The 13,150-nt window shown below is 56.9% G+C and carries 5 protein-coding genes and 1 pseudogene; 4 read left to right on the top strand and 2 right to left on the bottom strand.

The genetic code is table 11. The features are described from left to right. The 4 genes from QN222_RS19105 to QN222_RS19090 form a co-directional block, all read left to right on the top strand. Positions 1 to 736: cation:dicarboxylate symporter family transporter (locus QN222_RS19105; protein WP_284005552.1), on the top strand; the 736-nt coding region annotated here is incomplete at its 5' end. A 1,269-nt stretch (positions 737 to 2,005) separates the two neighbouring features. Then, a complete protein-coding gene (locus QN222_RS19100; protein ID WP_283965456.1) occupies positions 2,006 to 8,470 on the top strand; it encodes a non-ribosomal peptide synthetase in 6,465 nt (2,154 codons plus the stop codon). 17 nt (positions 8,471 to 8,487) lie between these two features. Continuing rightward, on the top strand, positions 8,488 to 9,879 hold the full coding sequence (locus QN222_RS19095; RefSeq protein ID WP_283965455.1) for an MATE family efflux transporter: 1,392 nt from the start codon (positions 8,488 to 8,490) through the stop codon (positions 9,877 to 9,879). 72 nt (positions 9,880 to 9,951) lie between these two features. Beyond that, complete coding sequence (locus tag QN222_RS19090; RefSeq protein WP_283965454.1) at positions 9,952 to 10,605, top strand: 4'-phosphopantetheinyl transferase superfamily protein; 654 nt, start codon at positions 9,952 to 9,954, stop codon at positions 10,603 to 10,605. Positions 10,606 to 10,836: 231 nt separating this feature from the next. On the opposite strand, the gene QN222_RS19085 is transcribed toward QN222_RS19090, so the two are convergent. Both QN222_RS19085 and QN222_RS19080 read right to left on the bottom strand, forming a co-directional pair. Further along, positions 10,837 to 12,222, bottom strand: a complete 1,386-nt coding sequence (locus QN222_RS19085) for a tetratricopeptide repeat-containing protein (protein ID WP_283965453.1) — start codon at positions 12,220 to 12,222, stop codon at positions 10,837 to 10,839. A gap of 675 nt (positions 12,223 to 12,897) precedes the next feature. Further along, positions 12,898 to 13,150 (bottom strand): annotated as a pseudogene (locus QN222_RS19080) (hypothetical protein); the annotation flags it as partial.

Below are 13,150 nucleotides of genomic sequence, written 5' to 3'. Positions count from 1 at the left end.
CCTGGTGGCGATCCTGATGAAGGCCGCCCCGGTCGGCGCCTTCGGCGCGATGGCCTTCACCATCGGCAAGTACGGCGTGGCGTCGATCGCCAATCTCGCCATGCTGATCGGCACCTTCTACCTCACCTCCTTCCTCTTCGTCTTCCTCGTGCTTGGCGCGGTCGCACGCTACAACGGCTTCTCGATCGTCGCGCTCATCCGCTACATCAAGGAAGAACTGCTGCTCGTGCTCGGCACCTCCTCCTCGGAAGCGGCGCTGCCGGGCCTGATGAACAAGATGGAGAAGGCAGGCTGCAAGCGCTCCGTCGTCGGCCTCGTCATCCCGACCGGCTATTCCTTCAACCTCGACGGCACCAACATCTACATGACGCTTGCCGCGCTCTTCATCGCACAGGCGACCGATATCCCGCTGTCCCTCGGTGACCAGATCCTGCTCCTGCTTGTCGCGATGCTGAGCTCGAAGGGGGCTGCCGGCATCACCGGCGCGGGCTTCATCACCCTTGCCGCAACGCTCTCGGTCGCTCCGTCGGTACCGGTCGCCGGCATGGCGCTGATCCTCGGCATCGACCGCTTCATGTCGGAATGCCGCGCGCTCACCAATATTATCGGCAATGCGGCTGCGACGCTGGTCGTGGCGAGGTGGGAAGGCGAGCTCGACCAGGTGCAACTTTCTGCGGCACTTGCGGGTGGAGTGGCGGTCAAAACCATCCCGGCGGCCGTCCAGCCCGCCGAATAGTCGCCTCCCAAGGCCTGCACGAGAAGTGCAGTTTGGCGCGGTTCCGGTTTTTCCAGATTGCGTCCTTTTTTGTTTATGCACCGGAGACGGTTCTTGACCGCCAAATATTGTTCAAACGCGTGCGCCGCCTTGACGGCAGTGCGCCTTGCAGACTCGTCCGCCCGAGCTAGTTCGGAAAGGCTAAGGGCCAAACTCCTCCGTCCGATGTAAAATCAGCATTTGCTGAAATGAGGTGGGACTCGCTATGCCGAAGTGCAGCCTATGCGCCCTGATCGCCCTAGCCCTCCTATCGTGCGACCTCGCCTATTCGAGGGATAGCACCGTCCAGATTCCCGGCCATAAGTTCCGGACTGCGGTGAATTGTGTACGCCAGGCGCCGATTGGCAAGTTCGATCGCAAGTGTGACATTCCGATTGTCGGCTGGCGCGGCGCCGATGGCCTTTGGTTACCGAGTGTCGCCCAAGGTGCGCCTGGGGGGTTCGGCCTCTAGTCAAAAGTGTCGTCGATTGCTTCGGCAAGCGTCTGGCGGCACCTCAACCAGAGATCGATCAGATTACCCGACACCTACTTGTCGGTTTGTCGAGTTCGCGACACGATGCTGTTCGATCTGATTTCCGAGGCCTCTCTCTTAGACCTTTGATAATATACAGAGAATTGTTCCTGTTCCTTCCCCTGCGTAGTTGGCACGACTTTTGAAGCTGCGTCGTCGCGAGGCGGCAGGAGCTGCCAACTGATTTTCACGTCGTGGATGACAACATCAATACATTCCATTTCTGAAGCATCTCGGACGGACGCAGTGCAAACACACTACTTAGGTTTTAGACGCGCTTGCGACGCTTACCGGCGCTCTTCCTCGGCTCCACATTCGGACAGACTGCCACCACGAAGCTCGACACCAGACGACGATCACCGCGGACTGCCAGGTCGATTCCGCGATCGATCCGCACTTCAGCTCGTCTGGCGTCCTAAGCGCGGGCGCCGACGCCGCGACCGCCCTCGCCCTCACATGCACCTGCGGGGCGATCGACAAAAGCTGCTTGGCCCTGACACCCGCACGGTCGAATACTTGCCCCTCCAGAATGCGGGCCCACTCCGGATCGGGGTGCACTTCGGTGTCGCGACGCTCCTGGATCGACACTCCCCAGCCTACGATGCTTTCTGCCTCGCGCCCGCTCAGGACTGCCCCAACCGGACACCCACACCGATATCAAAACCGCACCCTGACCTGGTGCCTGACTTGGTGATTGTCTCGCCCTACGAGGAAAACTAATGCTCAACGAATGCCGGACTGCGAAGTCCGAATCTGTCGGAAGTCAGCTCATCGATGTCGTTGCGGCTATCGATGAAATTGCGTCGTCGTTTCCAGACAGGGTAGCCATTAAACATGGCGCGGAAGAACTCACATATGGTGAGTTGCGACTGCTGTCGGATAAAATTGCGAGCACCCTACGAGAGCACGGCGCAGAGGGTAAAATCGTGGGGTATTTCGGTGACCGAAACCCGCATTGGGCAGCCACGGTAATTGCAATTCTGAAAAGCGGCTCGACATATTTGCCGCTCGATCCATCTTTGCCGGCCTCCCGCATTTCTTTCATGATCGAGCAGAGTGGATGCACTCTGATTATCGGGCCGGAAAGACCGGAAGAGCTTGGCCTCATTCAGGAAAGCAGCAACGGCCATCGACAGTTCTTGACGGTGCAGACGGCGCTCCGCGGTGGCCGTGCCTCTCCTGGAATGCCAGCTTCGGCTGAGGGCCATCTCGCTTACATTCTGTTTACGTCCGGTTCGACGGGGAGACCCAAGGGGGTGATGGTCAAGCGCGCGGGCCTAAACAACCACTTGAGGGCCAAGATGGACGCGCTCGAGCTAAGTGAGAAGGATTGTGTCGCACAAACTGCCTCGCACAGCTTTGACATCTCGCTGTGGCAGCTTTTGGCAGGGTTATGTGTCGGCAGTTGCGTCGCGATCATAGATGATTCGACGGTGAGATCTCCGGCGGCACTTCTTGAGGCACTGCAGGCTAATGGCGTCACAATTGCCCAATTCGTTCCATCGGTTCTAGCCGTGTTCGTTGAGTATCTCCAGACACTCTCAGTCAAGGAGCCGCTTCTTCGGGCGTTGCGCATGGTCTCCACGGTCGGCGAGCCGCTGACGCCTGCTTTGGCGCACGGGTGGCTGACACTCTTTCCTCAAGTTCCGATTCTCAATCACTACGGACCGACTGAATGTGCGGATGGGGTTACACACCATTTGATATCTCTCCCGCCCAGTACAGCTGCAACCTATTTGCCCATCGGCAAGCCTATCGCCAATCTTAGGGTTTATGTCGCCAATGGATCGCGTCTGTGCAAGACGGGAGAAGTTGGCGAGATCTGTGTCAGTGGAGTCGGTGTCGCCGATGGATACATCAACGATGGCATGCGTACCAAAGACGTCTTTTTGTCGAACCCGTTCTCCGACCATCCATCCTATCGGCAGCTCTACAAGACCGGCGATCTCGGACGCATCAGGGCAGATGGCCTGCTGGAGTGCCTTGGTAGACGAGATCGTCAGATCAAGATCCGGGGGCACCGGATCGAACTTGGAGAAGTCGAGTCTCGCCTCTGCGCTCATCCTTTGGTAAGTGCCGCCGTTGCTATCGCACCTGTAAACGAGGGCGTGAAGCTGACGGCTAGGGAAATTACCAACACCGGCCGAGAAACCGGGCCAAGACGAATACTGGCCTATGTGTCGGCTCCTGCCGAACTTTCAGAGGGTGAACTCCGCAGCTTTGCTGCCGAAACACTTCCTGGCTACATGGTTCCGGAGCGAATCATTCGTGTCGACCGGATGCCGATCACCCGAAACGGGAAGGTAGATCTCGCGTTACTGCCAGATCCGACAACTCTTCGCCCAGAGCTGCAGAATCCGCTTGAGCAACCAAAGACGGAGCTTGAAAGCACATTACGAGATATTTGGTCCGGCGTTCTTCGGATGGAAGGCATCGGCGTCAATGACCAATTCATGGATCTCGGGGGCGACTCGCTCCGCGCGGTACTTATATTGGCTCAGATTCAGAGGCAGCTCGGAGTAAATGCGGATTTCAGGCTTGTTCGGAATGGGACCATCAGGTCGCTTGCATCATCGATATCAAGCCAATCCGAAACGAAGAAGGACGCGCTTCCCGCGTGTGGGAAGCTCAGACGAGCGCCCCTGACGCGAGTGCAAGAACATCTTTGGTTTCTCTGGCAGCTCGACCCGGCCGCGAAAAATTACATCATTCAGGGTGGTATGCGTATCCGCGGTGCTATCGACCCAATCACATTCAATAAAGCCTGGAACGATGTTGTTCAGGCGCATGACGCGCTTTCGGCACGGTTCATCGACGAAGATGGACCGGTTCAGATTTTTGATGATCCGCAGAGATCCGATATAGAGTTGGTGGACGCCACTCACCTGCCTCAAGAGGAGGCCGAAGAGCTTTTGGCGGAGCTGCGGCGGACGGAACTCAACAATCCCTTTGATCTCAGTCAGGGCCGTTTGTTTCGTGCGCGCCTGATCCGTCTTGGCGCCGATGATCATCTTATGCTGATCACCGCGCACGAGATCATCATAGATGCATGGTCAATCTCTGTCCTGCTCAGAGATTTACAAACGAGATACTCCAATCCCGCTGCTGTCTCTCCAGCAGATCGCCCATCGCTCTCGACCTATGCGCTCTGGGAAAGTGTACATGTTACACCGAAGTCGCTGAGTGATCAGCGGCGCTATTGGCGTCGCCAGCTACGCGACAATCCTCCCGTACTTTCGCTCGGAAATGATCGACTGCGGTCGAAGGCAAGCTCCTACCGCGGGAACTCGCATGCGATTCTCCTTGGCGGCGAATTGTCTGATCAAGTGCGAGATTTTGCACGCCGGCACAGGTGCACGACGTCCACGATCCTATTGGCATGCTTCAAGCTGCTTTTGCGGATGTATAGCGGCCAAGACGATGTGATTGTTGGTATACCGCACGTGGTGCGCAGCCAGCCCGGCACCGAGGAGATAGTGGGATTTTTCCTCAACATGCTGCCTATTCGAACCACGATCGACGTCAACAAGTCCTTCGCGGCTCACGTAACTCACGTGCAGAACCTCACAAGCGATGCCATCGCGAACTCGGCGTATCCATTTAGCTGGATGGTCAGAGATACCCGATTCCACCGCGAGCCCGGTCGGTCACCGATCTTCCAAGTCATGTTCAACATGTACTCCGAGCCCGCGGAACCTCCTGCCAATCACGATTTAGAACTGACATTTCGCGAATACGACACAGGTTATGTGAAATTCGACCTTACGCTGTACGCGCAAGACGAAGGCGATGCAATTGCATTGCAACTGGCTTACGCGGAAGACGTATTTTCGAGCGATGTGATCGCCCGGATGGCCGACAATCTTCGCCATCTCCTTACTGCCTGTGTCGAGAGGTCGGCCGAGCCGATTGTCGCCCTGAGCAGCCTCAGCCCGTCGGAAGTCGCCATTCTAGACTCGCTCAAGGGCGATGAGCGGTCATATGAGAACGCGCCTTCACTTGTGGAAGCGTTCGATCAGGTGAGCGCTTCAAATATCGATCGGGTAGCCTACTTCGGCGAGTTCGGAGCAATCACGTTTGGCCAACTGCGCGAACGCATGGCTACGATCCAGTCCGTTCTGCGAACGTGCGGAGTGGGCCCGGGTGACATCGTTGCCATGCTGGTCGACAGGTCGCCTGATGTGGCGGCCACAACTTTGGCCATCCGGGATTTGCAGGCAACTGTCGTGCCTATATCGCCAGATTACCCGGAGGAACGGGTCGGCCACATCGTGAGGGACAGTAGCGCGAGCCTGCTTGTTCGCGCTCGCGAGGACGAAGAGGCCGATTTCGGTGTGCCGTGCGTTAGCCTGTCTACGCTGCAGGCCAGATACGACTCCGGCCGGGCCACGCACCGAACTGTCGAATTGACCGATGAGGGCGCAGCCAGCCTGATATATACCTCGTCCTCGACGGGTAAGGCGAAGGGCGTTGTCATCCCGGAATCCGCAATACTCAATCGACTGAACTGGATGTGGCGATGCTTCCCCTTTGATCGCTTCGACGTGATGGCCGTACAGAAGTCAGGGGCACTTGTTGCTGCGGCATGGGAGTATTTTGGGGGGCTCCTGAAGGGGGTGCCCACGCTCATTCTGACGCATGAGCAGTTGCTCGACCCCGACCTCTTGTTGAGTGAGTTGGCACGCCATCACGTCACGCGGTTGTTTGCCTCTCCGCCCATTCTGTCCGGGCTAATTGCCGCTCAAAAGCGACAGCCGAAAACGACCAACTTGCGCCTGGTTACAAGCAGCGCTGAACCGATGCCGCCTTCGCTTCCTTCTCGTTGGCGAGCGTGCTTTCCGGATGTGCCGCTATGGAATTTTTATGGCACTACGGAGTGCGCCTCCAATGCAGCTGTGTACGGAACAACGGACGCCGACGATGGCTCTTCAGCTGTGCCCGTCGGGCGCCCGATCGATAATGTGAGAATGTACGTCCTTGACGCACAGTTGAAACGGGTTCCCGTCGGAGTCGCAGGTGAACTCTGTGTGGCAGGACGCTGCGTGAGCGCGGGATATTGGAAGGATCCAGAGCGAACAAAACACTGTTTCGTTCCAAATCCATACGATGAAGGTCAATACAGCGTCCTTTATCGGAGTGGTGACATCGCCCGCATTTCAGCCAAAGGTCTTCTGGAGATATGCGGTCGAGCGGACAACCAAATTCAGCTTCAGGGTTTCCGAATTGAGCTCGAGGAAATTGAAACGGCGCTCGTATCTCATCCTGGCATCGCGCAGGCCGCCGTCTTTGTAAAGGGCGAGGATGATGACCGGCGACTGGTTGCCCTCGTGGCACCAGATGACGACGGACTGACCTCAGGAGACATTGTGAGCCATCTGCGGCAGACACTCCCATCTTACATGATCCCATCGGATGTTCGCATGGTGGACCGTGTCCCGCTCACCCCGAACGGGAAGCTAGATCGGGCTCGTCTCCCTTCCGTCTCATCCCGCGCAATGCAAAAGACCAAGTCCGCTGAGCCACGGACTAAGAGCGAGCGACTCCTCGCCGATATCTGGCAAGAGCTGTTGGCCGTCAAATCCATTGGCATCGATGATCGCTTCTTTGATATCGGTGGAAACTCGCTTCTGAGTGTGCGGTGCGTTACACTGGCGCGTAAAGCGGGACTGAGCTTAACAGTCAGCCAATTGCATCAGACACCAACCATCCGTGAACTGGCAACGTACCAAACGTCGGCCGTGACATCTGCTTTAGCGGCTTCCGATGGACCGCTGCCGGTGACCCCTGCGATCTCACATTGGAATAGTTGTGTCGGAATCGGCGAGCACTACAACATTGTTGATCTCTTCTTCATGCCCGCCGGCATCTTGAATGTCTCCATTCTTGAACGTGCACTTGCGCATGTTATCGGCCGGGAGGAAGCACTAAGGCTCCGAATCGCTGAAACGGAGAGCGGCGTATCTCAGGTAATCGGATCGATACCAGATCCCATCGTAGAAGAAATTAATCTTGTCGGCATGGCCCCAGCGCAACAACTCACGGCCATTGAGCAAGCCTGCGCGGAGCGTCAGCGCACATTTCGATTTGACGGTCGGACACCTCTTATCAGAGTCTCAGCCTTCCGGACATCAGAGAGTGGCGATTACTATTTGCTTGTTCTGCTGCACCACTTTGTAGCAGACGGGGTTGGATACAGACTGTTCCTGAATGCACTTGAGGCAGCTTATGATTCGTTTGCCGCCGGCCGGACGGCTGCAGGTCCAGAGACGACAACCCTGTCTCAATGGCTGCAGCGACTGGATAATTACGCGAATGGCGAAGCGGTAACCGAGCTCGAGCATTGGGAGAGCCTACGGTACGACCTGTTTGACATAGGTGTGAGCGATGCTGAGCCGGATGCGGCGGGGTTTTCAGCTGAAACTGCGAGGTGGCTCCACTATGTAGGTTCTGAGGAACATATCGATGAAGAATTCTGCAGGCCACTTTGGAAAGATCAGGCCACCTATCGTCTAAGGACCAGCGAGGAGACAACGGGGAAACTTCTCAAGGTTGCGGCGGCGTCTGCGCAATGCGAGGATTTTGATCTATTGCTTGCGGCTATTTCGGGGGCATTTGGCCGCGCTTTCGGAAATTACTCACTCTGGATTGACAGCCTCACTTCGACCAGAGGACGGCTATTCGACGACATCGACCCGTCTCAAATCATCGGCTATATCGGTGAACTGGTGCCACTTCCGTTACACGTTACCGGGACGGAGTCTCGTGCGGACCGCGCCCGCTCCATACATCAGCAGCGCAGCTCGTTGCCGCGCCAGGGCATAGGTTTTCGAGCTTTGAAGTTCTTGAACCGGCAACCCGGCGTGCGGGAGCGGATCGATCACCTACCGTTACCCCGCATCGGAGTGAACTATCGAGCGAGACTCCAACGTCATTATCCTCGCCGCCTGCTGTCCAGAGATCCACACCCATTGTGGATCGGCGAAGATATGGATCAGTCTGTTATGAACTATCTTTTCTGGTTTCGCGTCGGGTACCAATCGGGCGAACTACAAATTGAAGTGAGATACGATCCACGACAAGTTGGCTACGAAACGACCCGCAACCTCTGCGCGCTCCTACACGAGGAACTCCTACAGACTGTCGATGCATTTCGAAAATTTGGTCAACCGGGCAATAACGGATGAGGCCGTCGGAGCGACCGGTGAAGGGTGAAGACGAGCGCATGGCTTCACCGGCAGGGCCTAGCAGTTTGTTGGACGGCAAGGTTTCCCGCCTCATCATGCGGCTCGCCATTCCCTCCATTATTGGTTTGTCGATGAATGCACTTCAGCAGTTCGTGAATGCAATCTTTGTGGGAACGCTCAGTGCGCAGGCTATCGCCGCGGTCAGCATAACTTTGCCCATCGTACTCCTGCTCACCTCAGTCGGGCAGGGAATCGGCATCGGCACAGCATCCTTCGTGTCACGCAATCTTGGCGCTGGCAACTCGATAGAGGCAAGCCGAGGCGCGAGCTTGGCACTCGCCCTCGCGACTCCGATCGGAGTCGCACTTACCGTCGCTCTGCTTCTCAGTTTGCGCGATGTTCTCGCTCTGCTGGGCGCCAGTCCGACAATAATGCCAGCCGCGCTCGACTACGCATCGTTGCTCCTATTTGGGCACACTCTCATGCTGTTGAACATGGTCAACGGGTTTATCGTGAGGGCTGAGGGTAATACACGCTACAGCATGTGGACCATGATTACATCTTTTACGCTGAATGCCCTGCTCGATCCAATTCTGATATTTTCGCTGGATCTCGGAGTTCGCGGCGCGGCGCTCGCAACACTGTTGTCTCAGATCGCCGCCACCAGCCTCTACGCCGTATATTTCGTGAAGCGACGTGGGATTGTCCGGGTCCGACCTTCCTATATCACTTTGAGGGGCGACCGTGTAAAGCAGATTGCCGCCATTGGAGCTCCCGCAACCATCACCGGTATTTTGTCTGCTGTTTCGTTCGTGCTCTTGAACAGGGCTGCCGCGCCATTCGGCGACAATTCCATTGCCGCTGTGGGTATAGCCTCACGATTGTTAACAATCGGGACGCTCCCGATTATGGGACTGTGCATAGGCTCCCAGGCGGTTCTCGGTTTCAGTTGGGGAGCACAGGATTTCGCTCGGGTACAGAAAGCCGCCAAATTCATGCTTTCCATAGCCGTTGGGTTCTCGGCGAGCTTTTCTGCTGTGGTCGTGATTTTTGCCCGGCCAATGGTCCGACTTTTGAGCGATAGCGAGGACGTAGCTGAGATCGCTGTCTCGACCTGCATTATGTTCCACCTCTTTTTCGGGCTTTTTGGTGTTCAGTACGTTGTAATAACCATGCTTCAGTCGTTTGCGAAAGCACGTCTGAGCGCGGTCGTTTCCTTCGCGAGGCAAGGATATCTCTTCGTCCCAGCCATACTACTGTTGCCGGATATTTGGGGCTTCAACGGACTACTGATCAGCCAGGCAGCTGCTGAGCTGGTGGCAGGGCTGCTGGCTGTATTCGTAATACTCAGGCAGTTCGGCGATCTCAAAGGTAGGTTCCCTTCCCGGTCAACGAGCGGTGAAGGCTGACGCGTCGTCGGCCTCGAGCGCGATTTTGCATTTCCCAACAACACTTTGTGCTAAAGCACGAGGAAGTCTCGGGTGATAGAAACGCTGCTCCCATCGAATGTTGCCGTGCACACTTGTCGAGCAAGTGAAGGCAGCGCAGTCCAAGTGATGGCCGAAGAAGAGAGTGCAATCGCCACCGCAGTCAAAAGCAGAAGGCGTGAATTCTCGATCGGACGGGCCTGTGCTAGAGCGGCATTGTCCAAGATTGGCGTTCCTCCGTGCGCGATCCCAAGTGGGCCTCACCGGGAACCGCTTTGGCCGTCTGGCATTGTTGGCAGCATAACGCACTGCGCTGGTTTCTATGCCGCGGCTGTGGCCTTGCAGGAAGAGTACGTCGCGCTTGGAATCGATGCAGAAGTCGACGAGGAGCTGCCCTCAGGCGTGTTGTCGCTCATTTCGCGTGACGAGGAGCGATATTGGATTGCCAACGCATCCGCGCACCTCAATTGGGGACGGCTGATCTTTAGCGCTAAGGAGAGCATCTTCAAGGCGTGGTTCCCGCTTACACGTGAATGGTTGGGCTTCGAGGATGCCGTGGTCACTATCGTTCCGGACGACGGCTCATTTGTTGCTCAGCTTTCGCACAAACTGGCGCCGGCGACCGATTATCCGCGGGAGCTCCGCGGCCGCTTCCTTATTGCAAACGGACTAATACTGACTGCAGTTTTCATTGCGGGGCCGCGATAAAAGAGTGACTACTTCCGCGCCTGAACCGGCGCGGCAGACGGCGCCTATCTCCGCGATGTTCTCATCCGCATCGCAGACTTCCGATCAGTCGGATCGATAAACTATTGCCCTGGAATTGCCAGATCACGCTGAATCCGCCTGAGCGACGCTTACGACAGAACCCGATGAACCGTTCTTTGCCGCCCGTCTGATCCATTGGCAAGAAGACACAGCTTTAATACTCCGCTAGGCCTAGTCAGCCTGCGTCGCAACCAAACTTGTCCGGAATTTGCGGGCGACCTCTTCAAGCCGCCGACGCCGCTCCGGGTCAGCGATTTGATTTGCGCTCGCAACGAGATCAGAGATGATAATGTCCGATTTGTGCGATGCTAGGCCACCGAGACCAAAGTCGCCGGCAAGCACATCCATCTCATCAGCTATCGTCTCCGCCTTTTCGGCATCGCCGGCATCGAAGGCAGCACTCAACAGGGTTACGCGGAGCCAATCGTCAGCGACGGACCGTGATAAGGCCCGATCGCAAGCCATGATCACTTGCCTGAGAACGGACTGCGCCCTTTCCTCGTCGCCCTTGGCATTCCGCGCGCGATACAGGCGCGGCAGGTTGGATGAACAATAGTACTCGTTCAGATCAAGGTTCATCCCTCGTTCATAGGCAGAGATCGCTAGATTGCGCAGCCGGGCGCGTTCGTTCTCGGTCGCGGCGAGTAAGGCAAGCCGTTTGTATCGACCGCCCAGTAGGCCTAGGCGTTCGGGCGTTGAGCCAAAACGGGCGATTGTAGCCTCCACTTCGGCGATGGAATCGAAAATTCTTCCTGTCCCCGAAAGGGCGAAGGTTCGATGCTCATGGAACTCGGGCTGGTCCGCGATGTTCGGAGGAAGGGAGGCAATGTAATCGAGAACGACCTGCCAGTCCTCCGACTTGCTGACAGACTCGCGTAGCAGCCGGACTATGGCAATCGCAACCGGTGCCCGAGCCGACAGTGGCGCGTACTCAGTTGCCAGAGCTTTGGCTCGAGCAATTCGTTCTGGCGGCTGCAAGGCACGAACAGCTCTGATCTCCCCTTGCATCAGGGCAAGGTCTCGCAGGTAATCCTTCATTGTCGAGGCCGCAGAGATGTCCACTTTTTCCGGATAGCCCCTTATTGCCTCGTGCATCGGAGACTGGCCACCCGCCATTATGTTGATCGGTGCAATTATAGCCTCTTGGATGGCCGCTGCGGTACTTGCATCGATGTTTCCTTCCGGTAAGGGGTAACGAATGGTTCGCATCTGTGCGACATCGAACAGCGGTTTCGACCAATCCGCTGCGAGCAGTACGCAACCTTTTTCCTTCGCCGCGTGCCGGATGCCCAACTCGTAATAGACGTTACCGTTAGGAATTGTCATGTCAGCCAGCACTAGATCGGCAAAGTAAAGCCGTTCGAGCATCTGCGTAGTAACCAGGGTTCCGGTGTCCTGGTCTGCTCGAATAGGCTCGTAGCCTAGTGTCTTGATCACGGGCACGTAAGCCCTGTCCCACAAGGCATTAAAATCTACGTCGCCCGGGCCTTTTCCAGCCTCGGCCTGCGTGGACTTTCGTCCATAAGGCATCACCATGAAGCAGAGCGGTTGCGGCATCGTCCCCTTCCTCCGTAAATCCAGTGCTATTGGTCCGCCTCCAAGCTTGCCGGCGAGAAGATGTCGGGATTGTTCGACACAGCAGCGCGGGCCACAAGATCAGCTGTCCCGCCCGGGCCGTTGCCGCGCCGGCCGTCCCAGAGAGCGATCAAATGGACCACGCCATGTTTGCGAGCGCGGGCAAGCAAGCGAATGTTACAGGCGCTATACGCGTCATCCGATCGGGGCAAGTTCATGGTCTCGCGCCGCTCCTCCGGCGTCGTTGTCCACAAATGCCAGAAACGGCTCTCCCAATCGCTCCCAGGAATCCCCTTCACCGACGTTTCGAGAAATACCTCCGGTGGGAAAGGCAGAATGATGGTCGTGGGAATTCGAGTAGCCCTGCATTGCTCGTGAAACAATATGTCCCCACCCTGTGCGCAACTTGCAAAACCCATAGCGGAGGGCGTTACCACGGGTGCGTAGGGAGCAATGGCCGCAGCGATGCGTGCGGCAGCCGCTCCCTCAAGCTTCGGTGGAAAGCGCGGCTTAGGCCGAGCCGGTACGTCGATCATGTGCCCGGTGAAAACGATAGAAACGGGCATATCCACTCCTTCTATTAAGTATATCCGGTGGTCCACAAGGCAATACCTAGACAAGAATCGTGGAACGTTGTGTACGGCCGCAAAAAGCGACCTACCTCACCATCATAGTCTCGGATGATGGGAAGCCATCGAAATGCGAAGCGAGCACTTTCTTCTGCCCGATTTGGCGCCCCACGGCTCGAAGCTCGCTAATGCCATCAACCGAGTCCAATTTCTGCACGCTTGCCGGCTCGATGTCCTGACAATCCAGCGCGTCCAGCCCGGCGCGCGATAGCTCCGCATTGTAGCGAATGTAGCTGAAGAGCTTGCGCTCCACGTCCAGCGGCCCGACGCTGCCGACGATG

Origin of the sequence: Sinorhizobium sp. 6-70 (assembly GCF_030124375.1) — a bacterium.
Classification (GTDB): Bacteria; Pseudomonadota; Alphaproteobacteria; order Rhizobiales; family Rhizobiaceae; genus Sinorhizobium.
This window is presented reverse-complemented; position numbering and strand designations above follow the sequence as displayed.

Excerpts from the sequence above, each read along its gene's own strand:
- QN222_RS19085 (WP_283965453.1), bottom strand. The coding sequence starts at position 12,222 with ATGCCGCAACCGCTCTGCTTCATGGTGATGCCTTATGGACGAAAGTCC.
- QN222_RS19100 (WP_283965456.1), top strand. The coding sequence starts at position 2,006 with ATGCTCAACGAATGCCGGACTGCGAAGTCCGAATCTGTCGGAAGTCAG.